At 68.9% G+C, this 26,302-nt stretch carries 22 protein-coding genes and 2 pseudogenes; 12 read left to right on the top strand and 12 right to left on the bottom strand.

The window, feature by feature from the left end; genetic code table 11:
- The first annotated feature begins 108 nt into the window (after positions 1 to 108).
- Entirely contained in the window at positions 109 to 1,095 is a 987-nt protein-coding gene (locus OED52_RS01060; protein WP_264152881.1) for an NAD(P)H-quinone oxidoreductase, read from the top strand.
- Here OED52_RS01060 and OED52_RS01055 read toward each other — a convergent pair.
- Positions 1,092 to 2,291, bottom strand: coding sequence for a cysteine desulfurase-like protein (locus OED52_RS01055; protein WP_264152880.1), 1,200 nt, complete (start codon positions 2,289 to 2,291; stop codon positions 1,092 to 1,094). The two genes, OED52_RS01060 and OED52_RS01055, sit on opposite strands and share 4 nt — an antisense overlap.
- A 174-nt stretch (positions 2,292 to 2,465) precedes the next feature.
- Here OED52_RS01055 and OED52_RS01050 point away from each other — a divergent pair, with 174 nt between their 5' ends.
- The 3 genes from OED52_RS01050 (at position 2,466) to glfT1 (ending at position 4,857) form a co-directional block, all read left to right on the top strand.
- The gene (locus OED52_RS01050; protein WP_264152879.1) at positions 2,466 to 3,050 is read left to right on the top strand and encodes a bacterial proteasome activator family protein; all 585 of its coding nucleotides are present in this window, start codon (positions 2,466 to 2,468) and stop codon (positions 3,048 to 3,050) included.
- A 78-nt stretch (positions 3,051 to 3,128) separates the two neighbouring features.
- Positions 3,129 to 3,974 (top strand): galactan export ABC transporter ATP-binding subunit Wzt/RfbE, encoded by an 846-nt coding sequence (gene wzt / locus OED52_RS01045; RefSeq protein ID WP_264154805.1) that lies wholly within the window; start codon positions 3,129 to 3,131, stop codon positions 3,972 to 3,974.
- On the top strand, positions 3,967 to 4,857 hold the full coding sequence (gene glfT1 / locus OED52_RS01040) for a galactofuranosyltransferase GlfT1 (RefSeq protein WP_264152878.1): 891 nt from the start codon (positions 3,967 to 3,969) through the stop codon (positions 4,855 to 4,857). Before wzt ends, glfT1 begins: the two co-directional genes overlap by 8 nt.
- A gap of 1 nt (position 4,858) precedes the next feature.
- Here glfT1 and OED52_RS01035 read toward each other — a convergent pair whose 3' ends face one another.
- Positions 4,859 to 5,347: a hypothetical protein gene (locus tag OED52_RS01035; RefSeq protein WP_264152877.1), complete on the bottom strand. Its 489-nt coding sequence runs from the start codon at positions 5,345 to 5,347 to the stop codon at positions 4,859 to 4,861.
- Positions 5,344 to 7,803, bottom strand: coding sequence for a molybdopterin oxidoreductase family protein (locus tag OED52_RS01030; RefSeq protein WP_264152876.1), 2,460 nt, complete (start codon positions 7,801 to 7,803; stop codon positions 5,344 to 5,346). Before OED52_RS01030 ends, OED52_RS01035 begins: the two co-directional genes overlap by 4 nt.
- Before the next feature lie 127 nt (positions 7,804 to 7,930).
- On the opposite strand from OED52_RS01030, the gene OED52_RS01025 reads away from it, so the two are divergent.
- Entirely contained in the window at positions 7,931 to 9,712 is a 1,782-nt protein-coding gene (locus OED52_RS01025; RefSeq protein WP_264152875.1) for an AMP-dependent synthetase/ligase, read from the top strand.
- Between the two features lie 149 nt (positions 9,713 to 9,861).
- Positions 9,862 to 10,278 carry a DUF732 domain-containing protein gene (locus OED52_RS01020; protein WP_264152874.1) on the top strand — a complete coding sequence of 139 codons (417 nt, stop codon included), beginning with the start codon at positions 9,862 to 9,864 and terminating at the stop codon, positions 10,276 to 10,278.
- A 1-nt stretch (position 10,279) separates the two neighbouring features.
- Here the strand turns inward: OED52_RS01020 and OED52_RS01015 are convergent, their stop codons facing one another.
- Positions 10,280 to 12,751 carry an ATP-binding protein gene (locus tag OED52_RS01015; protein WP_264152873.1) on the bottom strand — a complete coding sequence of 824 codons (2,472 nt, stop codon included), beginning with the start codon at positions 12,749 to 12,751 and terminating at the stop codon, positions 10,280 to 10,282.
- A 231-nt stretch (positions 12,752 to 12,982) separates the two neighbouring features.
- Between OED52_RS01015 and wzm the strand changes: the two genes are divergently transcribed.
- Positions 12,983 to 13,831: a galactan export ABC transporter permease subunit Wzm/RfbD gene (gene wzm / locus OED52_RS01010; protein ID WP_264152872.1), complete on the top strand. Its 849-nt coding sequence runs from the start codon at positions 12,983 to 12,985 to the stop codon at positions 13,829 to 13,831.
- On the opposite strand, the gene OED52_RS01005 is transcribed toward wzm, so the two are convergent.
- From OED52_RS01005 to rfbB, 3 genes are all read right to left on the bottom strand, one after another.
- Complete coding sequence (locus OED52_RS01005; protein WP_264152871.1) at positions 13,819 to 15,321, bottom strand: glycosyltransferase family 39 protein; 1,503 nt, start codon at positions 15,319 to 15,321, stop codon at positions 13,819 to 13,821. The two genes, wzm and OED52_RS01005, sit on opposite strands and share 13 nt — an antisense overlap.
- Positions 15,322 to 15,323: 2 nt before the next feature.
- Positions 15,324 to 17,228: a glycosyltransferase gene (locus OED52_RS01000; protein ID WP_264152870.1), complete on the bottom strand. Its 1,905-nt coding sequence runs from the start codon at positions 17,226 to 17,228 to the stop codon at positions 15,324 to 15,326.
- Between the two features lie 121 nt (positions 17,229 to 17,349).
- Positions 17,350 to 18,357 (bottom strand): dTDP-glucose 4,6-dehydratase, encoded by a 1,008-nt coding sequence (rfbB, locus tag OED52_RS00995; RefSeq protein ID WP_264152869.1) that lies wholly within the window; start codon positions 18,355 to 18,357, stop codon positions 17,350 to 17,352.
- A 56-nt stretch (positions 18,358 to 18,413) separates the two neighbouring features.
- On the opposite strand from rfbB, the gene rfbA reads away from it, so the two are divergent.
- Positions 18,414 to 19,289 (top strand): glucose-1-phosphate thymidylyltransferase RfbA, encoded by an 876-nt coding sequence (gene rfbA, locus OED52_RS00990; protein ID WP_264152868.1) that lies wholly within the window; start codon positions 18,414 to 18,416, stop codon positions 19,287 to 19,289.
- On the top strand, positions 19,290 to 19,871 hold the full coding sequence (gene rfbC, locus OED52_RS00985) for a dTDP-4-dehydrorhamnose 3,5-epimerase (RefSeq protein WP_264152867.1): 582 nt from the start codon (positions 19,290 to 19,292) through the stop codon (positions 19,869 to 19,871).
- Between the two features lie 397 nt (positions 19,872 to 20,268).
- Here the strand turns inward: rfbC and OED52_RS20785 are convergent.
- The 3 genes and pseudogenes from OED52_RS20785 to OED52_RS00980 all read right to left on the bottom strand — a co-directional run.
- A pseudogene (locus OED52_RS20785) lies at positions 20,269 to 20,391 on the bottom strand (type IV toxin-antitoxin system AbiEi family antitoxin); the annotation flags it as partial.
- A gap of 46 nt (positions 20,392 to 20,437) precedes the next feature.
- Positions 20,438 to 20,551, bottom strand: a pseudogene (locus OED52_RS20780) (type IV toxin-antitoxin system AbiEi family antitoxin domain-containing protein); the annotation flags it as partial.
- A 120-nt stretch (positions 20,552 to 20,671) separates the two neighbouring features.
- Entirely contained in the window at positions 20,672 to 21,184 is a 513-nt protein-coding gene (locus OED52_RS00980; RefSeq protein ID WP_318841898.1) for a GtrA family protein, read from the bottom strand.
- A 40-nt stretch (positions 21,185 to 21,224) separates the two neighbouring features.
- Here OED52_RS00980 and OED52_RS00975 point away from each other — a divergent pair, with 40 nt between their 5' ends.
- Together OED52_RS00975 and OED52_RS00970 are read left to right on the top strand one after the other, a co-directional pair.
- On the top strand, positions 21,225 to 22,649 hold the full coding sequence (locus tag OED52_RS00975) for an FAD-binding protein (protein ID WP_264152866.1): 1,425 nt from the start codon (positions 21,225 to 21,227) through the stop codon (positions 22,647 to 22,649).
- Positions 22,649 to 23,410 carry a decaprenylphospho-beta-D-erythro-pentofuranosid-2-ulose 2-reductase gene (locus tag OED52_RS00970; RefSeq protein WP_264152865.1) on the top strand — a complete coding sequence of 254 codons (762 nt, stop codon included), beginning with the start codon at positions 22,649 to 22,651 and terminating at the stop codon, positions 23,408 to 23,410. The genes OED52_RS00975 and OED52_RS00970 overlap by 1 nt, the downstream gene beginning before the upstream one ends.
- Before the next feature lie 63 nt (positions 23,411 to 23,473).
- Here OED52_RS00970 and OED52_RS00965 read toward each other — a convergent pair whose 3' ends face one another.
- A complete protein-coding gene (locus tag OED52_RS00965; protein WP_264152864.1) occupies positions 23,474 to 23,791 on the bottom strand; it encodes a hypothetical protein in 318 nt (105 codons plus the stop codon).
- Positions 23,792 to 23,958: 167 nt separating this feature from the next.
- Between OED52_RS00965 and OED52_RS00960 the strand changes: the two genes are divergently transcribed.
- Complete coding sequence (locus OED52_RS00960; protein ID WP_264154803.1) at positions 23,959 to 25,857, top strand: galactan 5-O-arabinofuranosyltransferase; 1,899 nt, start codon at positions 23,959 to 23,961, stop codon at positions 25,855 to 25,857.
- On the opposite strand, the gene OED52_RS00955 is transcribed toward OED52_RS00960, so the two are convergent.
- The gene (locus OED52_RS00955) at positions 25,835 to 26,269 is read right to left on the bottom strand and encodes a DoxX family protein (protein WP_264152863.1); all 435 of its coding nucleotides are present in this window, start codon (positions 26,267 to 26,269) and stop codon (positions 25,835 to 25,837) included. The genes OED52_RS00960 and OED52_RS00955 overlap by 23 nt on opposite strands.
- Between the last annotated feature and the right edge of the window lie 33 nt (positions 26,270 to 26,302).

The raw sequence follows: 26,302 nt of genomic DNA, 5'->3' as shown, positions 1-26,302 counted from the left end.
CTAGTGCCGCGCGGGCGGCGCATATTACTTCGTGGTAGCGCCCCCGGAGGGTGGCGACGCGGGAGGAGCAGATCACAACGAAGGGCCGCACACGATAGCGTCGGACACATGCATGCAATCGTCGCCACCGAACCCGGTGGTCCTGAAGTTCTTCGGTGGACCGAGCAGCCGGACCCGGAACTGCTCCCGGGCCACGTGATGCTCGACGTCGCGGCGACAGCGGTCAACCGCGCCGATCTCCTGCAGCGCCGCGGGCTCTATCCGCCCCCGCCCGGAGCCAGCGACATCCTGGGCCTGGAGTGCTCCGGGGTGATCACCGAACTCGGTGAGGGCGTCACCGGCTGGAACATCGGCGACCGCGTGTGTGCCCTGCTGACCGGCGGTGGTTACGCCGAGAAGGCCGTCGTCCCCGCCTCGCAGCTGCTGCCCGTGCCGAAGGGCGTCGACCTGGTCGTGGCGGCCTCGCTCCCCGAGATCGCATGCACCGTGTGGTCGAACGTCGTGATGACGGCCGGCCTGACCCGCGGCGACGTGCTGCTCGTCCACGGCGGTGGCGGCGGCATCGGCACGCACGCCATCCAGGTCGGTAAGGCGCTCGGCGCGAAGGTGGCCGTGACCGCCTCCGCCGGCAAGCTCGACCGCTGCCGCGAACTCGGCGCCGACCTGGCGATCGACTACCGCGAGCAGGACTTCGTCACCGAGGTCCGCAACGCCTTCGGCGGCGCCGACGTGGTGCTCGACAACATGGGCGCCAAGTACCTCTCGCGCAACATCGACGTCCTCGCCCCGGACGGGCGTCTCGTCGTGATCGGCATGCAGGGCGGCACCAAGGGCGAACTGCACCTCGGCAAGCTGCTCGCCAAGCGCGGGCACGTCACCGCGACCGGTCTGCGCGGCCGTCCCGACTCGGGGCCGTCCGGCAAGAGCGCGATCGTCGACTCGGTGCGGGCGGGTCTGTGGCCGCTCGTCGAGGAGGGGAAGGTGCAGCCGGTCGTGCACGCCGAGCTGCCGATCACCGAGGCCGCGCGGGCCCACGAAATGCTCGACAGCCCCGAGACCGTCGGCAAGGTCGTGCTGCGGATCGAGCGGAACTAGAGGTTGCGGAGCTCGCGGACGAGCTGATCGACCTCGAAGCCGGTGGTGTAGGGAGCGAGACCGACGCTCACGGCCCCGCCCTCGTCGCTGACACCGAGGGAATCGAGGAGCCGGCTCGATCCGCGGGTGCTCGCGACCGTCGCGATGCGGCGGTCGGCGAGCTGCGCGGCGACCTTCTCCGCGGGCACCCCGTCGACCGTGAAGCTCAGGGTCGGGACCCGGCTCGACGCGCGGCCCAGCACGATCACACCGGTGAGGCTGTCGAGATGGCGCATGAGCCGGTCGAACAGCACGTCCTGGTGGTTCTGCATCGCGCTGATCGAGATCTCGAGCCGCTCGCGGCGGGTGCCCGTGGCGGAGTCGTCGAGCGAGGCCAGGAAGTCGATGGATGCCGGGATGCCGGCGAGCAGGCCGAACTGGTGCCCACCCACTTCGAGCCGTTCCGCGCCGCGGGCGTGCGGGTTCAGCGCCATCGTGGGCACGCGTTCGAGATGGGCCGGGTCGGCGAAGACCAGGGCACCGATCTGCGGCCCACCCCACATCGCGGCGTCGACGGTGAGGACGTCGGCCCCCAGATCGGCGATGTCGATGTGGGCGTAGGGGGCGGCACCGGCGGCGTCGACCACCATGAGGCCGCCGACCTCGTGGACGAGATCCGCCACGGCCCGGACGTCGGGAGCCGTCCCGACGATCGACGAGGCGGCGGTCAGTGCGACGAGCCGCGTCGTCGGGGTGATGAGTTCCTCGTACTGCCAGGTGGGCAGATCGCAGGTCTCGATCTCCACCTCGGCCCAGCGCACCTGCGCGCCGTAGCGGCTCGCGACCCGCAACCAGGGGGCGATGTTCGCCTCGTCGTCGAGCCGCGACAGCACCATGCCGGTGCCGAGGCCGAGACGGGAACTGAGGGCTTCGGCGAGCCAGGCCAGCAGCACCGCGCGACTCGGTCCGAGGACCACCCCGGCCGGGTCGGCCCCCACGAGGTCGGCGATCCCGATGCGCGCCTCCTCGAGGATCGCAGCGCTGCGGCGCGACGACAGGTGGCGTCCGGTCGACGAGGCCGCTGCGTTCCGGAAGGCGGTGGACACCGTACGCGACACCGCATCGGGGATCTGCATGCCGGCTCGAGGATCGAGATGGATCCAACCGTCGCCGAGCGAGGGGATGGACCCCCGGATCCGGGCAACGTCGTAAGCCATGGCAGACACTCTATGTCCAGGTGTCAATCGGGACGCGAGGTGCAGGTGTCATCGGGACGGACGAACCCCGCCCCCACCGGCCCCGTCTCGGTAGGCTCGACCGGGTAGCCCGTCGCACCCGGCGGGCCCACGGGCCGCACGGCGGTCACGGACGCGAAGGGACAGAATGGAGTCATGACGCATCCGGACAACGACCAGGTTCTCGTGATCGGCCCCGACGGCCGCCCCATCCGCGTCTCCCGTGAGGAGGCGAACCGCGTCGAGACCGACGCCGAACAGCCCGAGAAGGCCGAGGAGTCCGGCGGCGAGTCACTGTCCGACATGGTCGAGCAGCCCGCGAAGGTGATGCGGATCGGCACCATGATCAAGCAGCTCCTCGAAGAGGTGAAGTCCGCGCCGCTCGACGACGCCAGCCGTACCCGCCTCAAGGACATCCACCGCTCCTCGATCCGCGAACTCGGCCAGGGACTCGCACCGGAGCTCCGCGAGGAGCTCGAGCGGCTCGCCCTGCCCTTCGGCGAGGACGCGGTGCCCTCCGACGCGGAGCTGCGCATCGCGCAGGCCCAGCTCGTCGGTTGGCTCGAGGGACTCTTCCACGGCATCCAGACGGCCCTGTTCGCGCAGCAGATGGCGGCGCGCGCCCAGCTCGAGCAGATGCGCCAGGGCGCGCTCCCGGCGGGCCTCGCCCACGGTCAGGCCGGTGGCCACGACCAGCACATCCAGGGACAGAGCCACCCCGGTACCGGCCAGTACCTGTAGGTCGGGTCGGGCGACGCGCGGAACCCGGGCAGCAGCCCGACGGGTACTCTCGGGTTCCGTGTCAGCGTCTGGAGCAGCATCGTGAGTCGTGTCAGCATCGAAACGCGCGGCGCGTGCGTCGACTTCCCCATCTTCGACGCCAAGACCCGGTCCCTGAAGAAGGCGTTCCTGGGTAAGGCGGGCGGAGCGATCGGCCGGAACAGTTCCGACGTCGTGGTCGTCGAGGCCCTGCGCGACATCACCATGTCGCTGAAGGAAGGCGACCGGGTCGGTCTCGTCGGCCACAACGGCGCCGGCAAGTCCACCCTGCTGCGCCTGCTGTCCGGCATCTACGAACCCACCCGCGGCTACGCCCGGGTCAAGGGCCGCGTCGCGCCGGTGTTCGACCTCGGTGTGGGCATGGATCCGGAGATCTCCGGCTACGAGAACATCATCATCCGGGGCATGTTCCTCGGCATGACCCGCAAGCAGATGCTCGGCAAGGTCGACGAGATCGCCGAGTTCACCGAGCTCGGCGACTACCTCAACATGCCGCTGCGCACCTATTCCACCGGTATGCGGGTGCGTGTCGCGCTCGGTGTGGTCACCAGCATCGACCCGGAGATCCTGCTGCTCGACGAGGGCATCGGTGCGGTCGACGCGGAGTTCATGAAGAAGGCCCGCGTGCGGCTGCAGGATCTCGTCGCACGCTCCGGCATTCTGGTGTTCGCGAGCCACTCCAACGAGTTCCTGGCGCAGCTGTGCGACCAGGCGATGTGGATCGACCACGGGCAGATCCGCGAACAGGGCGACATCGAGCCTGTGGTGCGCGCCTACGAGGGCGACGAGGCCGGTGACCACGTGCGCTCGATCCTCGCCGAGCTCGAGCGTGAGCGGAAGGCCGCGTCCGGTTCCCCGGCCTCGACGGGAACCAACGGTGGCTGACGAACGGATCATCGGCGTCGTCGTCACCCATCGTCGTCGCGAACTGCTGGCCGAGTCCCTGAAAGTTCTTGCCTCGCAGACACGTCCGCTCGACCATCTCGTCGTCGTGGACAACGCCGACGAGCCGGAGGTGCGCGAGCTCGTCGAGTCGGTGGAGCTGCCCACGACCTATCTGGGGTCCAAGCACAATCTCGGCGGTGCCGGCGGGTTCGCGCTCGGCATCCTCTACGCGCTGTCGCTGGGAGCCGACCGGGTCTGGCTCGCCGACGACGACGGCCGCCCCGAAGGACCGGACGTGCTCGCGACGCTCCTGGACTGCGCGCAGCGCAACGGTCTGGCCGAGGTGTCGCCGGTCGTGTGCGACATCGCGCAGCCCGACCGGCTCGCGTTCCCGCTGCGCCGCGGCGTGGTGTGGCGGCGGTGGCGGCACGAGCTCGGCGACGAGGACCTGCTGCCCGGCATCGCATCACTGTTCAACGGCGCGCTGTTCACGGCCGCGGCGATCGACGCGGTGGGCGTGCCCGACCTGCGGTTGTTCGTCCGCGGCGACGAGGTGGAGGTGCACCGGCGCCTGGTCCGCTCGGGCCTGCCCTTCGGCACCTGCCTGCAGACCGCCTACCTGCATCCCGACGGCGCCGACGAGTTCAAGCCGATCCTGGGCGGCCGGATGCACACGCAGTATCCGGACAACGACACCAAGCGGTTCTTCACCTACCGCAACCGCGGCTACCTGCTGTCGCAGCCCGGTCTGCGGCGGCTGCTGCCCCAGGAGTGGGTGCGGTTCGGCTGGTACTTCCTGGTGACGCGCCGCGACCCAGCGGGGCTGCGCGAGTGGGTGCGGCTGCGGAAGCTGGGACGCGAGGAGCGGTTCGAACGACCGTGAGTCAGGCGGTCACGACGGCCTGAGCGGCGATCTCCTTGAGTTTCGCGTTCGCCCAACGCAACTGACGAAGCGTCTGTGGATGACACCGCTGCGAGGCGGCGAGCAGCTCCCGGTCGCCCAGGGCCTGGGCGGTCTGGGCGAGGACCTCCCAGTCCAGCGAGACCCCCGCGGCCATACGGTGGGCGGTGCGCAGATCCCGGAGCAGCAACAGGCTCGGGGCGTGCCGTCGGCCGAGCAGCTCGCTCGCCCGGCGCCGCAGGGCGGCCGGCAGCTCATGGGGTTCCTTCGGCTCGTCGTCGAGGTCGACCCCGTAGTCGCGGCCGACCCGGGCGAGTTCCCGCACGTGCCGCTGCGACCAGCGGGCGATGTCCCTCGCGACGTGGAACACCTCGTGGTCCGTCTTGTGCCGATCCGCGATCCGCAGCAGTTCGACGGCGATCGCGTTCTCGGAGCGATGCAGTTCCCGGATCGCCATCCCGACCTCGTTCATCGCAGTTCTCCCTCGTCCGGGGTCTCGGTCGCCTCGGCGTCCGGTCCACCGCGAGTGGCGGGCACGGTCACACCGACGGGTTCGGAGGCGGTGGTCGTCGGCGCCGCCGAAGGTGTACCGTCCTCGGCCTCCACCCGCTCCAGCCGCGCCACCCCCGATTTGAACAGCGGTTGCTTGGACGCCGGGTCCCAGTCGGTGAAGGTCAGCTCGTTGGCGGCGCGCCCCTCCAGGGCGGGTTCGTGCCCGGCCGGGGTGTCCCAGTAGCCGTAGTGGAACGGCAGGAAGACCACTCCTGACCTGATGGCGCTGATCCGCAGCCGCGCGGTGACGCTGCCCCGCGGAGTGGTGATCCTCAGCAGATCGCCCTCGGACCATCCGTGTCGGTCCGCGTCGGCGCCGGACATCTCGACCCACACCTCGGGGGCGGCGCGTTGCAGTTGCGGGGCGCGACCGGTCTTCGTGCGGGTGTGGAAATGGTAGAGCGTGCGGCCGGTGGACAGCAGGTAGGGATACTCGTCGGAGACCGTCTCGTGTGGGGGCAGGTACTCCCCCGGTTCGAGCATCGCCTTGCCGTGCGGGTTCCGCGCCCGGTACTCCGTGGGTTCGACGGGTGCCCCGGTGACCATGTCCCGCCCGTAGGCCTCGCAACGATCGGGCGCGGCCCAGAACCTCCCGTCGGTGTAGAGGCGTTCGGTGCCGCCGGGGGCGTCGGCGTTGCACGGCCACTGGATGCCGCTGCCGCCGCGGAGCCTGTCGTAGGTGATGCCCGTGTAGTCGCAGGGACGGCCGGCCGTGCACTTCTTCCACGCCTCGAACGCCTCCTCCGGCGTCGACCACTTCACCAGCGGGTCACCGTCCTTGTCGCGCAGGCCGAGGCGGTGGGCGTAGTCGACGAAGATGTCGAGGTCCGGCCGCGCCCGCCCGGGTGGTTCGACCGCCTTCTCCGACAGGTGCACCGTCCGGTCGGCGTTGGTGAACGTCCCGGTCTTCTCACCCCACGTCGCGGCGGGGAGCACGACGTCGGCGAGCCGGGTGGTCTCGGTCGGGAAGATGTCCTGCACGACGAGGAACAGCCGGTCCTGCGAGAGGATCTCGCGGATCCTGTGCAGCTCCGGGAGGGAGACCGCCGGGTTGGTGCCGTTGACGTAGAGGAACCGGATCGAGCCGTCCTCGACGTAGCGCATCATCTGCATCAGGTGCGTGGGGGCGCTGTAGTGCGGGATCCGCATCGGGTCGATGTTCCACACCCTCGCGAGGTCCTCGACGTGCGCGTCGTTCGCCCAGTTCCGGAAGCCCGGCAGGTCGCCGTCCGCGCCGCATTCGCGGGTGTTCTGCGCGGTGGGCTGCCCGTTCATCTGGAGGACTCCGCAACCGGGTCTGCCGAGCATGCCGCGCACGAGGTGGATGTTGTTCACCTGCACGGCGGCCGCGGTGGCCTGATGGGACTGGTAGAAGCCCTGCAGCACCGTCGACATCAACCGTTGTGCGGTGCCGATCAGGCGGGCGGCCTCGCGGAGGTCGGCGAGCGGGACGTCGCACACCTCGGCGGCCCTCTCGAGCGGGTACTCCTCCAGGTGCTGTCGCAGGTCGTCGAACCCGACGGTGTTCTCCTCGATGTACCTCTCGTCGACCCGGCCCTGTCGCAGGATCTCGTGCAGCAGGCCGTTCACGAGCATCAGGTTGGTGCCCGGGCGTGGGGCCAGGTGGACGGTCGCCGCGCGGGCGACGGGGGTGCGCCGCGGGTCGACGCAGATCACCGCCGGCGGATTCGGTCCGGCGAGCCGGTCGAGGATGCGGCTCCACAACACGGTCTGCGTCTCGGCCATGTTGTGCCCGTACAACGCGATGACGTCGGCGTGATCGATATCGGTGTAGGAGCCGGGCTGGCCGTCGCACCCGAAGGACTGCTTCAACGCGGCCGCGGCGGTCGCGGTGCACAGACGGGTGTTGCCGTCCATGTGGTTGGTGCCGATACCGCCGTGCCCGATGAGCGCGAGGGTGTAGTACTCCTCGAGGAACAACTGTCCGGTGGTGTAGAAGCCGATCGCACTCGGCCCGCGTTCTTCGAGCAGTTCCTTCGTGCGGCCGGCCACCGCGTTCATGGCGGTGTCCCAGTCGGTCTCGACCAGTTCTCCGTCACGCCGGATCAGCGGGGTGGTGAGACGGTCGGACGACCCGTTGGCCTGCCATCCGAAGAGATCCTTGGGGTCGAGACGACCGTGATTGACGCGGTCGACCGCGCGTCCACGGACTCCGACGATGCGTCCGTCCCGGACCGCGATGTCGAGCCCGTCGCCGTTGGAATGCAGGACCGACGCGGACTGTACCCACCTGTCGATGTCCGCCTCGGTCAGTCCCGGTTCCAGGTGACGGTCGACGCGGGTCGGCCAGCGCTGCCCCGGCCCGTACGGGGTCCGCGTCCCCCACGGTTCGGCGATCCGGTCCACGATGCCCATGCCCCTCGCGGTACCCGAACGTGACCGGCCCCAACCCCCGCATCGACCTGAGGAGATCCGGCAAATCCGACCACGAGTGTGGGCACTTCGTCTTACACTTTCGCCACACTCGACCACGGGAGCTGTGATGACCCCACGTTCCACCACACCGTCGACCCTCTGCGAAGCCTTCCAGACCACTGCCGCGGCGTACCCCGATCGCGTCGCGCTCCGCACCCCCGACGACTCCGTCCGTTACACCTGGCGCGAGTACGCCCAGCGTGTGCAGCGCCTCGCGGCCGGCCTCGCCGGGCTCGGCGTGCAGCGCGGCGACACCGTCGGCCTGATGCTCACCAACCGGCCGGAGTTCCACCTCCTCGACACCGCCGCCATGCACCTCGGGGCGGCCCCCTTCTCGATCTACAATTCCCTTACCGCGGAACAGATCTCGTACGTCCTCGGTAATGCCGACAACCGGGTGATGATCTGCGAGGAACAGTTCGTCCCGGTGCTGCGGCAGGCGATCGGCGACACCAAGGTCGAACACCTGATCTGCATCGACGCCCACCCCGAGGGCACCCTGTCGCTCGACGATCTCGAGGCCGCGGCCGAGCCGTCCTTCGACTTCGAGGCGACGTGGAAGGCGGTGCAGCCGTCCGACCTGCTGACCCTCATCTACACCTCGGGTACCACGGGTCCACCGAAGGGCGTCGAGCTCACGCACGCGAACCTGATCACCGAGATCGAGTCGACCAGCGTCTACCTGCCCACCGGCCCCGACGACAAGATCCTGTCGTACCTGCCCGACGCACACATCGCGAACCGGTGGGGCTCCCACTACTGCAGCCTCTACACCGGCCTGCAGATCACCACCCTCGACGACCTCAAGCAGGCCATCACAGTATTGCCGAGCCTGCGGCCGACGCTGTTCGGCGCGGTCCCGCAGGTCTGGTACAAGCTCAAGGCCGCCATCGACAGGACGCTCGCCGAGGAGCCGAGCGCGGTCAAGAAGAAGCTGGCGCTGTGGGCGATCGACGTGGGCCGCAAGCGGGCACGCCTGCAGTCCGACGGCAAGCCGATCCCCCGCGGCCTCGCGGTGCAGCACGCGATCGCCGACCGGCTGGTGCTGTCGTCGATCCGCGCCAAGCTGGGCCTGGACAACGTCCGCGCCGCCGTGACGGGTGCCGCCGCGATCTCGCCCGAAGTCCTGGAATTCGTTCTGGGACTGGGCATCCCGTGCTCCGAGGTGTGGGGAATGTCCGAGACGTCGTGCGTGATCACGATGAACCCGCCGGACGCGATCCGCATCGGCACCGTCGGCAAGGCCGTGTCCGCCGCGAAGATCAAGGTCGCCGACGACGGCGAGCTCCTCGTCTCCGGCCCGCTGATCATGAAGGGCTACCGCAACGATCCGGAGAAGACCGCCGACGCGATCGATGCGGACGGCTGGCTGCACACCGGCGACATCGGCGAGATCGACGCCGACGGTTATGTGCGGCTGATCGACCGCAAGAAGGAACTGATCGTCAACGCGGCGGGCAAGAACATGTCGCCCGCCAACATCGAGGGTGCCCTGCGGGCCGCGTGCCCGATGCTCGGTGGAGCCGTCGCCATCGGCAACGACCGGCCGTACAACGTCGCGCTGCTCGCCCTCGACCCCGACGCGCTCGCGGTCTTCGCCGACCAGCACGGGCTCAGCGGCACCCACGAGGAGCTGGCCCAGCATCCGGTGGTGCTCGAGGCGATCGCGAAATCGGTGGAGGAGGCGAACTCGAAGCTGTCGCGGGTCGAACAGATCAAGAAGTACAAGGTGCTCACGACGATCTGGGAGCCCTCCGGCGACGAACTCACCCCGACGATGAAGCTCAAGCGCAAGCCGATCGACGCGAAGTACGCGGAGGAGATCGACGCGCTGTACGCGAGTTCCTGATCCGCTCTCGTCGGCGCGCGCCGCGCGGACACATACACACGTTCTGCACCGTGTGTCCGTCCGCGCGGCGCGTAACCGTGTCCGCCCGGTGGGGATAATGCGTGGGGCCGTCCGTCGGGGGCGGTCCGCCCCGATCGAAAGCGGAGACGTTGACGAAGCGCATGTTCATCTCGGCCGTGCTCACCGGCGCGGTGGCCCTGACCCTGTCGGCCTGCGGAGGCGGTGACGACGGCAGCAGCGCGAGCGGCACCGAGGACACCTATATCACCCGGCTCTCCGAGGCCGGGATCGACGGCGACCGCGACGCCCTGCTCGCCGTCGGCAACGAGACCTGCGACCTCGTGCGCAACAACGCCGGGGACGGGGACGTCGAGGCGGCCGAGATGATCGCCGGATTCACCGAACCGGCACGGAAGGCCGGCTACGAACCGTTCGACACCGTGACGATCGGCATGGCGAGCGTGACCACCCTCTGCACGGACCTGCTGGGCGAGGAGACCGCCCAGCAGGTGCAGGAGCAGTGGGAGGATCTTCTGTCGAACCGGAACACCTCGAGCGGCAACTGATCTACTTCGCCGACTTCGACAGCGAACTCGTGTAGTCGGCGACGATTTGCTCGGCGAGATCGCGGACCTTGACGTTGCGGTGCTGGGAGAACCCGACCAGCTTGCCGAAAGCGGTGTCGGCGTCGCAGTGGAAGGTCGCCATGAGCAGGCCCACCGCCTGACTCAGCGTCGACCGTGTCTCCAGCGCCGTTCTCAACTGGTCGGATTCGCGTTCGACCGTCGAGAGCATCTGCTCACGCAGCCACGACAGTTCGAGATTGACGCGCACCCTCGCGACGAGTTCGTCGGGATTGAAGGGCTTGGTGATGTAGTCGTCGGCCCCGGTCCGCAGGCCGTCGACGGCCGCTTCGGCACCGGCGCGGGCCGTCAGCAGGATCACCGGCAGGCGCGATACGACCGGGTCCCTGCGGATCTCCTCCAACACGGAGACCCCGTCGCGGCCGGGCAACATGACGTCGCTGAGCACCAGGTGCGGCGGACGTTCACGGATCCGCGCGAGCGCGGTGTCACCGTCGCGCACCGCCTCGACCGTCCAGTTCTGCCGGCGCAGCAGGTCGACGAGGTAGTCGCGCATATCGGCGTTGTCCTCCACGACGAGCACCCGCGGCGTCTCCGCACCTTTCGGGGCGGTGCCGTCGTCCGGCGTCCCACCCCACTGGCGGACCTCCCCGAGATAAGAGGCACCCAGCTCGACGGGCACGGCGCGCACCGCGGTGATCTCCTCCGAGTTCGGGACGAGCACCCGCGGCACACTCACCGTGAACGTGCTCCCCTGCCCGGGTTCGCTCTCGACGGTGATCGTTCCGCCGAGCGCCTCGATCCAGTCCGACACCAGCGACAGGCCGAGCCCCACGCCCTCCCGGCTGCGGCCCGACAGGCTCTCGACGCGGTGGAACCGCTCGAAGATCCGGTCCAGCTCGTCACGCGGGATGCCGATGCCGGTGTCGGCGACGGTGAACACCAGCCGGTCGTCGTCGACCCGCAACGCCACGTCGATGGACCCCTCGGGGGTGTACTTCACGGCATTCGACATCAGGTTGAGCACGATGTGCGCCCACAACTGCGGGTCGAGCCGGACGGGACGGGTGGCCTCGTCGTCCACCCGGCACCGCAGTGTCAGGCCGGCGCGCTGCACAGCGTCGTCGAACAACTCCACGCAGTCGGCGGTGAGCGCACCGGGATCGGTGGGCTGCGGGCGCACCGTCACCGGATACGCCTCGGCGCGGGTCGCTTCGAGCAGCGCGTCGACGAGCCGTCGCAGTCGCAGGGCGCCGCGCTGCACGGTCTCCAGTGACCGTCGCTGCTCGACGGTCAGGTCGTCGCCGTCGAGCAGTTCCTGCAGCGGCCCGAGCAACAGGGTGAGGGGGGTGCGGAACTCGTGGCTGATCGTCTCCAGGAACCGGGTCTTCGCGGCGTCGAGCGCAGCGAGGGCGTCGGCGCGGCGACGCTCGGCGTCCATCACCGACGCATCCCGCAACAACCCCGAGATCTTGGTGGAGACCAGTTCGACGAAGGTGGCGTAGGCGTCGTCGAACCCCCGATACGGGCTCAGACCCACCGCGAGGACACCGAGCGGAGTGTCACGGCCGGAGACCACGAGCGGGGAGAGGAGCACCTGGTCGACCGGATGGTCGCCGAGCGCGCGAGCCGGGTCGAGCAGGTCGGGGCAGCGCTCGGCCACCCCGGAGACGATCATCGGCTCGGATCCCTTCGCCGCCCGCGACAACAGGGCCTGTTCGTCCGGCCCGAGGAGCTCGGTGTTCCGTCCCGCCCGCATGCCGACCGCCGCGACCCGCGTCCACTCCGGTGGGGCCTCGTCGGCGTGGGTGTCGAGGTAGAGCGCGGCCAACGGCAGGTCGAACCGGCTCGGTGCCAGCGCGTCGAGCGCCGCCCGGCAGGTGTCCGTCAGGGACGCCCCGGAGTCGGTGATCGCGACCGTGCCCAGCCGGCTCAGCGCCTCGAGGCGCCGTTCGCCGAGCACCCGCCCGGTGGTGTCGGTGGTCGCGACGAACACCCCCATCACCTCACCGGACTCCCCGCGGATCGGGCTGTACGAGAAGGTCCAGTAGGTCTCCTCCACGTACCCGTAGCGGTGCATGAACAGCAGCTCGTTCTCCGCGAAGGTCGCGGTGCCGTTCATCGCCCGGTCGACGCGGGACCCCACCTCGTCCCACACCTCCGACCAGCACTCCGGCGCCGACTGCGCGACGGCGGCCGGGTACTTGTCGCCGAGGACGGGGATGATCGCGTCGTTGAAGAACTGGATGAGGTGCGGGCCCCACCACAACAGCATCGGCACTTCCGACGGCAGGACGGTGCGCACCGCCATCCGCAGTTCCGCCGGCCACGACTCCACCGGCCCGAGCGGCGTCGACGCCCAATCGGTGTTGCGGAAACGTTCCTGCGACAGCCCCGGCCCCGCGAACAATCGTTCCGCTGTCCACGCGGCATGTGGTTCCGTCCCCGACGTCATGCCCCGTCACCCCTTGCCACGGTCCCTGAGCGATACCTCGCGGCACTCTGTCCTGAGAATATGCGCGAAGCGGCCGGCGTGGACGGAGTAGCGAGACGAAATCTTCGGTGTTCCCGACTGCGGTCGACGCGGTCGGGAACACCGAAGATGGTTCGACGCGAAACCGCTCGTGTTCCCGGTCACCCCGCGCCCGGGGAAGGTGGTTTTGCGGCGCGGGTAGGCTCGGATTCCGTGTCTGATGCCCTCACTGTCGATGACGAACCCATCGAGTCGTCCTCACGCTCGTTCCGGCGCGCGTTCCAGGATCTGCGCGAAGGCTTCAACCATCGCGAGCTGTGGCTGCTGCTCGGGTGGCAGGACATCAAGCAGCGGTACCGGCGCTCGGTGCTCGGCCCGTTCTGGATCACCATCGCGACCGGCGTCTCCGCCATCGCGATGGGTCTGCTGTACGGCACGCTGTTCAACCTCGACGTGGGTGAGTTCCTCCCCTACGTCGCCCTCGGCTTCATCATCTGGAACCTGATCCAGGGGTCGATCCTCGAGGGTGCGGACGTGTTCATGTCCAACGAGGGGCTGATCAAACAGCTGCCGACGCCGTTGAGCGTGCACGTCTATCGGCTGGTGTGGCGGCAGATGATCCTGTTCGCCCACAACATCGTCATCTACATCGGTATCTTCATCGTCTTCCCACGTCAGCTGTACTGGACGGCCCTGCTGGCCATCCCCGCGCTGGCGCTGATCGCGATCAACGCGGTGTGGGTGTCGCTGGTGTTCGGCATCCTCGCCACCCGCTACCGCGACATCGCGCCGCTGCTCGGCAGCATCGTGCAGCTGCTGTTCTTCATGACCCCGATCATCTGGACGGAGCAGACGCTCGTCGGCACCGGCAACGAGGGCCGCGCGAAGATCGCCGAGCTCAACCCGCTGTACCACTTCCTCGACATCGTGCGCACCCCGCTGCTCGGCGGTGACCAGCAGCTCTACCACTGGGTGATCGTCCTGATCATCACGGTGCTCGGGTGGGGTGTGGCCCTGCTCGCGATGCGCAACTACCGCGCGCGCGTCGCCTACTGGGTCTGAACCATCCGGATCAGCTGGAGGAGGTGGACCGGCTCCCGGTCGACGATCGTGAAGCCGGCCGCTTCGAGCTGCCGGTAGGTCTCGGTGTCGGTGAACCGGTAGGGCTCGAACCGCGTCCATTCGTTCGTGGAGTTGCGTACCCGCGTCTCCACGGTGCGGTCCCGGTCGGCGACCACCCACAGCACCTCGCAGCGCCCGGCCGCCGCTGCGGCCAGTTCGTGCGGGGGCAGGTCCAGCGACCACAGGTCGTCGCGGTCGGCGGCGCTGCGCTGCAGACCCACGTCGTCGAGGTGTTCGGCGAGGTCGGGGCGGGCGTCGGCCAGCGACCGCGGTGACGTCGGGTTCCACGACGCCGCCGGTTCGAAGGCCAAGCAGTCGCCCGGCTCGGCGATGTCGATGAGACGGTCGGCGGTCGCGCTGTAGTCCATGCCACCGGCCTTGGCGAACGGCTGCCGCTGCGCGAAGTAGGCGGGCAGGGCGGTCGCGGCGAGGCAGACGAGCAGGATCGCCGTCGACCACCACCGTGTGGTGAGGCGGGTGACCGCCCAGCCCACCAGCAGCACCACCGACGGCACGGTGAACGAGACGTACCGGTCGAGGTACATGTTGTCGGAGCCGAGCGACCGGGCGAGGATCACCGCGACCGGCACGGTGCAGCCCGGCACTGCCAGCCACAGCAGGAGCCGCTCCCCCGGCGTGACCCCGCGGCGCGCGGCGACGACGGCCGCAGCGACCACCAGGACGTAGCTCAGCAGCGCCGTCCACGGCGCTCCGGGGAACCACTGGTCGACGAGGACCGTGTACACCACCGTGGCGTCGAGCGGCGGGATCCATGACACCTGCCGCACCTGCGAGTAGGTCAGCAGCAGGAACGGCGTCGTCGCCGCGAACCCCACGACGGCCGCGGCGACGAACCGCCACCGGTCGCGTCGCCGCCCCACCACGAGCACCGTGAGCGCGTGCGCGGCGAGGAGGGTCGCGGAATACACGAACATCAGCGTCGAGACGACGACCAGCAGGGTGTAGGGCACCCACCAGACCGGTCGGCGGGTCAGCGCCAGCACCAGGCACAGCGTCAGCAGGGCCGCACACGCGATGGTGAAGGCGTAGGAGCGGGCCTCGGTGGCCGCCCAGGTCACCCGCGGCAGCACGACGAACAGCAGGCCCGCGGCGACTCCCGCACCACGCCCGGCGAGCCTCTGCCCGGTGGCCGTCACCGCCGCCGTACCGGCCCCCAGGGCGATCGCGCCGGGGATGCGGGCGGTGAACTCGCTGATCCCCACCAGCGAGAACCAGCCGTGCAGGATCAGATTGTGCAGGGCGTGGACCGCGTCGTAGTCGGCGTGCAACGCGGCCCAGCCCGAGAGCGGACGGTTGGCCGCGGAGATCGTCGCGGCCTCGTCCCACCAGAACGACGGCACCCACGAGAACGCGGCCCCGACGAGCACCGCCACTCCCCCGATCAGGAGGGGGAGCGCCCACGTCCTCACGATCAGTCGTCGATGCCGTACAACCGCGCCCAGTTCTCACGGCTGGTGAGCTTCGGCAGGGCCTCCTGCCACACCGTCTTCATACGCGGTGCCTCCTTGCGGAGCTGCCAGCACACCTTCGCCGCCTGCTTCGCGAGCTCGAGAGCGGTGTCCTTGTCACGGCGACGCACCCGCACCGCGTTCTGCGACGCATCGGTGACCACGGCCTTGTCGAACAGGGACACGTGCCACCAGTCGGCGAAGTGCGCGGGCACGGTGACCGACCGGCGATCGACCTTCCCGGCGAACTGCTGCACGGCGCGCTTGAGCAGCACCAGGCCCTCGCGCTTCTTGTCGGGCTCGAACTGCCAGACCGACATCTGCGTGTGCGGGTCGGACTCCTTGCCCACCTGCGCCGCGGGCAGCGGCTTCGTCTCGGGGTAGCGGTCGCGCAGTTCGCGCAGTTCCTTCAGCACCGACTGGCCGCCGTCGTGCAGGAAGTCGGGTCCGGTGAGGAAGTCCTCCACGGCCTTGATGAAGGTCGCGGCGAGGCCGTACTGCATCGAGACGATGAGCTCGCTGATCTTGCGGAACATGTACTTCGAGATGTCGTTGCCGTCGAAGCGTCCGTAGATCGACGAGACGATCAGGCCGTTGCGGATGCTGAAGTACCGCGCCCAGTCGTCGTAGTCCTTGAGATAGAAGTCGGCGTGCCACACACCGGCGTTCGGGAGGGTGACGGTGGGGTGACCGGCGAAGCGGGCGCGGATGCCGTATTCGATGTCGTCCCACTGGAAGAACAACGGGATCGGCAGGCCGCAGTCGGCGATGACCTCGGCGGGCAGCAGGCACGTCCACCAGCCGTTCCAGCCGGCGTCGAACCGCATGTCCTGCTTCTTCTTGACGAGGTCGATGCCCATCTTCGCGCCGGGGGTCAGTTCGCCGGCGGTGATCTCGTCGAGCACCTCGCGCTCGGCGGAGACGTGCAGGACCTGCGGGTTGCTCAGCGACAGCATCTGGGCGCCGACGATCGTCGGCTGCACCGTCATGTTCGCGAAGGCGTTGAGGCGCAACACCGATTCGGGTTCGCACAGGATGTCGTCGTCCATGACGATGACGTTGGCGTGCTCGGCGTCGGCGGACCCGGTGATCTCGTACATACCACGCGAGAAGCCACCCGCACCACCGAGATTCGGCTGCGTCAGGTAGATGAGCTTGTCGCCGAGCTTCTCCGCGACCTCACCGAACGCCGAGCGCGACCGCACCTGGTCGGTGCCCTGGTCGACGATGCACACCGCTTCGATGTCGGCCATCGCACCGTCGTCGGAGGCGAGGGTGCCGACGGTGACGGTGCAGTCGTCGGCGCGGTTGAACGTGCAGATCACCACGGCGGCGGGACGCAGGTGCTCGGGCGCCGCGACCGTCCAGCGGACGTCGGACAGCAGCAGCGAACCGTGGCTGGCCTCGGCGGAGAACCACATCGCACCGCCGTCGACGAACCGCTCGATGGGGAGTTCCAGGTCGAGGTCGCCGGAACCGGAAACCGTCTCGACCTTCACGATCCGCTCGCGGCCGCGCGCGTCGGAGGCCCACACGGTGAACTTCGCGGTGCCCGAGCCGGCGTAGGTGAGCTGCAGGTTCACCGTCTTCACGTCGGTCCAGCGCTGCCAGAACGTCGCAGGGAAACGACCGAAGTAGGTGTTGGTGTGCGCGGTGGCGCCGTCGGCGAGCTGCAGGCCGTAGCGGTCGGCGGCGGCGTTGCCCTTCGTGTGCACGTACATCTTCTCGGGCACACGCGGCGACAGCGACGAGAACAGCCCGCGCTGCACGATCAGCCGGTCGCGGCGTACCGGTTCGGTGAGGACCTGGTCCAGCGCGTCCGCGTCGTGTCCGATCGTTGTCGTGTCGCCGGCAGCTGCCTGCTCCATCGGGCTACTCCCCGCTAATGGTCGATCCGCTCTTTTCGATGCGACAGTAGCAGCGGACGCCCTTCTTCCCCCGACATGCGGCGTTTTGCACCGTTCGGGACCTGTAGGTCGTTTGTGCAGCTCACTCGCCCAGAACACGCTCCGTGCGGCTGTAGGCGGCTTCGGTGGCCTGCTTGTGTGGCATCCACCACTGCTCGTGGCTGCGGTACCAGTCGATGGTCGCCGCCAGACCTTCCCGGAAATTGCTGTAGCGGGGCCGCCAGCCGAGTTCGGTGCGCAGGCGGGTCGCGTCGATGGCGTAGCGCAGGTCGTGGCCGGGCCGGTCGGTGACGAAATCGAACTCGGTCTTGTTCCGGCCGCACAGTTCGAGGACGGTTTCGACGACGGTGCGGTTGTCGGCCTCCCCGTCCGCACCGATCAGATAGGTCTGGCCGAGCTCGCCCTTGTCGATGATCGTCCACACCGCGCTGTTGTGGTCGTCGACGTGGATCCAGTCGCGCACGTTGCGGCCGGTGCCGTAGAGCTTGGGCCGCACCCCGGTGAGTACGTTGGTGATCTGGCGGGGAATGAACTTCTCCACGTGCTGATAGGGCCCGTAGTTGTTCGAGCAGTTCGAGAGGGTCGCGCGGACCCCGAACGAGCGCACCCAGGCGCGCACCAGCAGATCCGAGCCGGCCTTGGTCGACGAATACGGGCTCGACGGGTTGTAGGCGGTGGTCTCGGTGAAGCGGGCGGGGTCGTCGAGGTCGAGGTCGCCGTAGACCTCGTCGGTGGAGATGTGGTGATAGCGCACATCGTGCTTGCGGACGGCCTCGAGCAGCGTGAAGGTACCCACGAGATTCGTCTGCACGAACGGCGCCGGGTTCGCCAGCGAGTTGTCGTTGTGGGATTCGGCGGCGAAGTGCACCACCAGATCACTGTCGGCGACGAGCCGGTCGACCAGCTCGGCGTCGGCGACGTCCCCGTGGACGAAGGCGATCTTGTCGGCGACGGGGTCGAGGGAGGCGCGGTTGCCGGCGTAGGTGAGTTTGTCGAGCACCGTGACCTGCACCTCGGGGCGTTCCCGGACGGTCTGGTGCACGAAGTTCGCGCCGATGAATCCGGCACCACCGGTGACGAGCAGCCTCATGGGCGCCAGACTATCCACCTTCTGCCGTGAACGTTGACGGTGGCACGATGATCCGCATGCGCGGAATCATCCTCGCGGGCGGCACCGGCTCGCGGCTGCACCCCATCACCCGTGGTGTCAGCAAGCAGCTCGTGCCCGTCTACGACAAGCCGATGATCTACTACCCGCTGTCGACGTTGATGCTCGCCGGGATCCGCGACATCCTCATGATCACCACCCCGCACGACGCCGACTCCTTCCGGCGTCTGCTCGGCGACGGCTCCCAGTTCGGGGTGAACCTCACCTACACCGTCCAGCCCTCCCCCGACGGTCTGGCCCAGGCGTTCGTGCTGGGCGCCGACCACATCGGACACGAGCCGGTCGCGTTGATCCTCGGCGACAACATCTTCTACGGCCCCGGCCTGGGCACCCAGCTGACCCGCTTCACCGACATCGACGGCGGCGCCGTGTTCGCCTACCGCGTCTCCGACCCCACGGCCTACGGGGTGATCGAATTCGACGACAGTGGTCGCGCGTTGTCGCTGGAGGAGAAACCCACCGATCCGAAGTCGAACTTCGCGGTGCCCGGTTTGTACTTCTACGACAACGACGTCGTCGGGATCGCCCGCTCCCTGACACCTTCGGCGCGGGGCGAGCTGGAGATCACCGACGTCAACCGCACCTACCTCGAGGCCGGCCGGCTGCACGTGGAGGTGCTGCCGCGCGGCACCGCCTGGCTCGACACCGGTACCTTCGATTCGCTGCTGGACGCGGCGAACTTCGTGCGCACCATCGAACAGCGGCAGGGCCTGAAGATCGGGGTCCCGGAAGAGGTCGCGTGGCGGCGCGGATTCATCGACGACGAACAGTTGCGGGCGGCGGCCGAACCGCTGGTCAAGTCCGGCTACGGCAGCTACCTGCTCGACCTGCTCGAACGAGGAAAGGACCGATAGATGCAGTACCGCGAGCTGGCGATCGCCGGGGCGTTCGAGATCACCCCGAAGCAGTTCGGCGACGACCGCGGGGTCTTCCTCGAATGGTTCAAGCAGGACACCTTCACCGACGCGACCGGCCGGCCCCTCGAGTTGGCGCAGGCGAACTGCTCGGTCTCCGCCGCCGGGGTGCTGCGCGGCATCCATTACGCGGATGTGCCTCCGGGACAGGCGAAGTACGTCACGTGCGTGTCGGGGGCGGTGCTCGACGTCGTCGTCGACCTGCGTGTCGGCTCCCCCACCTTCGGTCGGTGGGATTCGGTGCTGCTGGACACGAAGGATCGTCGTGCGATCTTCCTGACCGAGGGCCTCGGTCACGGTTTCCTTGCGCTCGAGGACAACTCGACCGTCGTCTACCTGTGCTCGACCGGCTACGACCCCGAGCGCGAGCACGAGGTCCACCCCCTCGATCCGGCGATCGGCATCGACTGGCCCACCACCGGCACGTCGGGGCAGCCGCTGACCTACGAGCTGTCCGCCAAGGATCGGGCGGCCCCGACCCTCGCGGAAGCCCGGGAAGCGGGTCGTCTCCCCGACTTCTGACGGATCTGGTGTTCTCGACTTCCCCACAGGCAGTCGAGAACACCAGATTTCGGTCAGGCCAAGGCTTGCCGGATCTGCCGGATCTGCCGGACAACGCCCTCGGGGTCGTTGGCGAGGGCGTGCCAGGTGAAGCGCAGGACGTGCCGGCCCGCGTTGACGAGCACGTTCTGCCGTTCGAGATCGTGGCGGTGCCGAGCCGGGTCGCGGTGCCAGGCCCACCGTCCACCTCGATGGTGTGCCGCTGCAGGGCGCGGTCCAGGAACACCGACCCGTTCTCCAGTTCGACGGCGGCCTCCAGCACGGACAGCGGCAGACCGGTGACGCACAACCCTCGCACCGACGTCACGTCCTCCGGCGGCAGGTCGCGTCGTCGCATCCGGACGCCGTCGGCCGCCTTGACCACCCGACGGTGCGGCACCGTCACGAACAGCTCGTTCGGCGCGCGGTCGAGGAGTCCGTGCCACCACGCGGCGCTCGGACCCCACGCCGTCGCCCCTTCCCCGGCTGCGTAGACGGCCACGCAGCCGCACCGCGGGCGTGCGTTCCCGGTCGGCGCGCAGGTAGACACCCGGCGCGAGGGAGCGCCATTCCCCGGAGTGCACGTAGTGGTCGATGGCGGCGACCCCGAGCCCGCAGTCGAGTGCCTGTCGGCGGGTGACGATGCCGTCCTGCCCGGACATGAGCGAGTGAACTCGTCGGCGTGACATGTCAGGTTCGACGCATCTCGCCGTCGTCCGGTTCCCCCGGATACACGATTCGGTGTTCCCGACTTCGCCATACGCAGTCGAGAACACCGAAGATCAGCGCATGCGGAAGATGACCGCCCGCTGCACCACGAAGTTGATCACCGTCGCGACGCCCTGGGCGACGACGAAGGCGAAGGGGATCACCCACCAGTCGTCACCGAGGGACTCGTTGAGGACGCGGTTGATGCCGACCTGCGCGGCGAACGTCACTGCGTACAGCACCACGACCGCGACGAAACGGGCACGACTCGGCGGGGCCTTGAAGGTCCAGCGGCGGTTGATGAGGTAGGCGGTGGTGGTGCCGGCCACGAACGACAGGGCCTTCGCGAGGTCGCGCGTCACACCCAGAGCCATGAGCAGGACGTACAGGCCGTAGTCGACGATTGCCGAGAAACCACCTGCGAGAACGAACCGCACGACCTGCGTCTTCAGGTCCAGTGCCTCGTCGGCCGTCGAGTCGGTCAACGGCAGTTCGGGAGCCAGCGGGGCGTGGTGCTCCGGCAACGGCGGCAGGTGATCGTGGGATTCCGGCACGCAGACGAGGGTAACGCCCGTGAGGAACGGCATCTTGCCGGGTGACCAGGACCCACGGGTAGCCTTTATGCCGATGTCCACGACAGCAACGGAGCAGGCGAGCGAGCCGCTCCCCACCCAGACCCGCACCCTGACCGGCTGGGGGCGCACCGCGCCGACCACCGCAGAGGTGCTGTCCACTCCCGACGTCGAAGTGATCGCGAAGGCGGTCGCACGGGTCGCGGAAGACAACGACTCGAAGCCGTCGCATCTGCGTCGCGGTGTCATCGCCCGTGGTCTCGGGCGCTCCTACGGCGACCCGGCGCAGAACGCCGGCGGGCTCGTCGTCGACATGACGGCGCTGAACAGGATCCACAGCATCGACCGCGAGTCGCGGCGTGTGGTGGTGGACGCCGGCGTCGACCTCGACCAGCTCATGCGCGCCGCCCTGCCGTTCGGCCTGTGGGTTCCGGTGCTGCCGGGCACCCGCCAGGTGACGATCGGCGGTGCCATCGGTTCCGACATCCACGGCAAGAACCATCACAGCGCGGGCAGCTTCGGCAACCACGTGAAGTCGATCGACCTGCTCACGGCCGACGGTCAGATCCGCACGTGCACCCCGACCGGCCGGAACTCGAAGCTGTTCTGGGCGACCGTCGGCGGCATGGGTCTGACGGGCATCATCCTGCGCGCGACCATCGAGATGACGCCGACCGAGACGGCGTACTTCATCGCCGACAGCGTGCGCACCTCGTCCCTCGACGAGACCATCGCCCTCCACAGCGACGGCTCCGAGGACAACTACGACTACTCGAGCGCGTGGTTCGACGCGATCTCGGCGCCGCCGAAGCTCGGCCGGGCCGCCGTCTCGCGGGGTTCGCTCGCCAAACTCGACCAGCTGCCGAAGAAGCTGCAGAAGAACCCGCTGCGGTTCGACGCCCCGACGCTGCTGACCTTCCCGGACATCTTCCCGAACGGTCTGGCGAACAAGTTCGACTTCAGCATCGTCGGCGAGCTGTACTACCGGAAGACGAAGAACGCCACGGGCCAGGTCCAGAATCTGACGCAGTTCTACCACCCGCTCGACCTGTTCGGTGAGTGGAACCGCGCCTACGGTTCGAAGGGCTTCCTGCAGTACCAGTTCGTGGTGCCACCGGAGGCCGTCGGCGAGTTCAAGAACATCATCCATGACATCCAGAAGTCCGGGCACTACTCGTTCCTCAACGTGTTCAAGCTGTTCGGCGAGGGGAACAAGGCGCCGCTGAGCTTCCCGATGAAGGGCTGGAACATCTGCGTCGACTTCCCGATCAAGGCGGGCCTGAACGAGTTCGTGCGCGAACTCGACAAGCGGGTCCTCGAGTTCGGTGGTCGCCTCTACACCGCGAAGGATTCGCGGACCGACGCGGAGACCTTCCACGCCATGTACCCGCGGATCGACGAGTGGCTGAAGGTGCGCCGCTCCGTCGACCCCACGAACGTCTTCGCCTCCGATATGTCCAGAAGGTTGGAACTCCACTGATGATCAACGCCGTCGGCAATCCCCAGACCCTGCTGCTGCTCGGTGGCACCTCCGAGATCGGCCTGGCCATCGTGGAGGAGTACCTGCGCAAGGCCCCGGCCCGCGTGATCCTCGCGGCCCTGCCCGGCGACCCGCGTCGTGAGGACGCCGTCGCCCAGGCGAAGGCCGCCGGTGCGACGCAGGTCGACCTGATCGACTTCGACGCGCTCGACACCGCGAGCCACCCGGCCGTCATCGACCGGGCGTGGAAGGACGGCGACGTCGACATCGCGATCGTCGCCTTCGGTCTGGACGCCGACGCCGAGGAGTTGTGGCAGAACCAGAGCAAGGCCGTGCGGGTCGTGGAGGTCAACTACACGGCCGCCGTCTCCGTGGGTGTGCTGGTGGGCGAGAAGATGAAGGCGCAGGGCTTCGGCCGCATCATCGCGATGTCGTCCGTCGCCGGTGAGCGCGTCAAGCGCGCCAACTTCGTCTACGGCTCCTCCAAGGCCGGTCTCGACGGCTTCTACCTCGGCCTCGGTGAGGCGCTGCGCCCGTTCGGTCCGCGCGTGACCGTCGTGCGCCCGGGCCAGGTGCGCACGCAGTTCAGCGCGCACGTCGACGAGGCTCCCCTGACCGTGAACAAGGAGGACGTCGCGAAGCTCGCGGTCGCGGCCTCCGATCGCGGCAAGGAGATCGTGTGGGCGCCGGGCGCCTTCCGCTTCGTGATGATCGTGCTGCGGCACCTGCCGCGCGCGGTCTTCCGCAAGCTGCCGATCTAGAGCAGGTGCGTTTCCCCGCCCCGCCGGACCGCGTGTCCGGCGGGGCGGTCGCATATGTGGGTCCTACGAGACGTGACCGGTGCCGTTGTGGATCGTTCCGCCCGATCCGTAGCACAAGTGGTTGACGTTCCCCGGGCCCACGAAGACACCGTTGACGTAGCCGTCCTGGCCCGCCTCGTTGGTGCCGTAACCCACACCCGGCTGGCCCACCATGACGCACCGATAGGACTCGGTGCCGGCGTGGTCGTACAGGCGGCCGTCGACGGTGCCGCCGGGCACGCCTTCGACCACCGGGATCGCCGAGGCCTGGGCCGCGCCGAAGACGAGCAGGGGTGTCGTCGCCAGGGCGGCGAGGGCCGTGCGGATCGCATTCCGAACCATGATTCCCACCTTTCGCCCGGATCCCCCGAATTTCCGGATCCCGAATTCGCGGGGCTTCTTCCAGGATGCGACTCGCACACGGGTGAGCACCAGAGCGCAGCGGGCAACCGCTCGGTGAACGGGCGTCTCTCTATGCTCGTGGGGTGCTCGCCGACACTCCTGTTGCAGTGGCCCCGCTACGTCGCGCCGTCTCGACGCTCGTGCAGTTCGTCTGCGCCGGGCTCGTCGCAGCGGTCGTCGCGGCGGTGGGGTTGTTCGCCTTCGCCCGCGTGCAGTGGCCGGCCTTCAACTCGTCGAACGTCACGCAGGCCGTCACCACGGTCATGCAGTTCGCGGCGCTGTGCGTGCTGGGGTTGTCCGTCTACCTGCTGCGGCACCACAGGTGGGTGGTCGCGGCGCGGGTGCTGTCGTGGGCGGCACTGTCGGGTCTGGTCGCCGCGACGCTCGGGATGCCGCTCGCCGCGACCCGCCTGTACCTGCACGGCATCTCCGTCGACCAGGAGTTCCGCACCGAGTTCCTCACCCGCCTGACCGACAGCGCGGCGTTGCGCGACATGACCTACGCCGATCTGCCGTCGTTCTATCCCGCGGGCTGGTTCTGGCTGGGTGGCCGCGTCGCGAGCGTGCTGGGGATGGACGGCTGGGAGGTGTTCAAGCCGTACGCCATCGGCTCGCTGGCCGTCGCCGCGGTGCTGGCGCTGGTGTTGTGGTCCGAGCTGGTCCGGTCGGATCTGGCGGTGCTGGTCGCCACCGCGACGACCACGATCGTGCTGGCCTACGGCTCCCCCGAGCCGTACGGGGCGATCATCGCGCTGCTGATCGCGCCGGCGATGCTGCTGGCGTGGGGTGGCCTCTTCCCTGCTTCCGGGGTGCGCGGCCGTCAGGGCTGGGGCGCTGTGGTGGGCACCGGCCTGTTCCTCGGGTTCGCCGCGACCTTCTACACCCTCTATCTCGGCATCGCCGCTTTCGCGGTGACGGTGATGGCGGTCGTCGCGGCGGTGCTCGTGCGTCGCGCCGACGGATCGTGGCGCGCGGCCCTGCCCGTGCTGCTGCGGTTCGTGACGATCGCGGTGATCGCGGGCCTGGTGGCGCTGATCGTGTGGGCGCCGTTCGTGCTGGAGGTGCTCGGCGGCAACGCACCGTCCGAGTCGGGCACCGCGACGCACTACCTGCCCGAGGCCGGGGCGCGACTGCCGCTGCCGATGTTCCACATGTCGCTGATCGGCCTGCTCACGCTGCTCGGCACGGTCTGGCTGGTGGGTCGGGCGAGCTCCTCGCGCCGCGCGCAGGCCCTCGGTCTCGGTGTGGTCGCGGTCTACCTGTGGTACCTGGCGTCGATGGCGTTCACGGCGGTGGGCAACACGCTGCTGGCCTTCCGCCTCGAGGTGATCCTGCTCGTGCTACTCGGCGCGGCGGGCACCTTCGGGTTCGTCGAGTTCTCCCGCTGGATCATTCTGGCGACGGACGAGAGCCGCCGGGTCCGCCGGGTTCTCGTCACGGTGGGCGCGCTCGGCGCGCTGGCGTTCACCCAGAACATCCCGCAGGTGCTCGCCAACGAGATCACCGTGGCGTACACCGACACCGACGGTGCCGGGGAGCGCGCCGACCAGCGACCCGCCGGTGCCGCCGCCTACTACGCGGAGGTGGACGAGGAGCTGCTGTCGCAGCTGGGTGGGCAGCGGTCGGACCACGTGGTGCTCACCGCCGACACGTCCTTCCTGGCCTACTACCCCTACTTCGGGTTCCAGGCACTGACATCGCACTACGCCAATCCGCTGGCGGAGTTCTCCGCGCGGGCCACGGCGATCGAGGAGTGGGCGGAACTGTCCTCCCCCGACGAGCTGCTCGCGGCCTGGGATGCGTTGCCGTGGCGGGCCCCCGACGCCGTCGTCTTCCGGCAGGGCGCCGAGGGTTACACGCTGCGGCTGGCCGAGGACGTCTACCCGAACGATCCCAATGTGCGCCGGTACACGGTGACCTTCCCCAAGGAGCTGTTCGACGACCCGCGGTTCACCGTCACCGAGGTGGGACCGTTCGTGGTGGTCACCCGAGCCGGAGAGGCATGATCCGGCGAACACCGTTGTCGCGCAACCAGAGTCCACCCCACACGAAGATTCCGGTGTAGATCGGGAACAGGGTGGTGCTGGCGATCGGCTGCTCGGTGAGCAGATTGGTGGCGACGGCCCCGCCGAGATAACCGGTGAGCAGGACGGCGCCGAGGATCGCGGTGGGCGGCAGCACGTAGGCGATCAGGCAGATCAGCAGGACCACGCCGAACACCCGGTTGAGGCTCGGGTCGAAGCCGAGTTCGGCCATGGCCTCCTGCACCTGCGAGACGTTGGCGATGTGGATGACGGCGTCCCACAGCAGGAACAGGACGACGAGGCCGCTGACGATCAGGCCGGCGATGCGAGCGGTGCGCGAGGGGGCGGTGCCCTCCCGGGCGGCCACGGGGCGGGTGGTGTGGATGGAAGCCATGATGTCCTCCAATGGTCGTGAGGGGTGTCACCT

It is taken from the genome of Rhodococcus sp. Z13 (genome assembly GCF_025837095.1).
Lineage (GTDB): Bacteria > Actinomycetota > Actinomycetes > Mycobacteriales > Mycobacteriaceae > Rhodococcus > Rhodococcus sacchari.
This window is presented reverse-complemented; position numbering and strand designations above follow the sequence as displayed.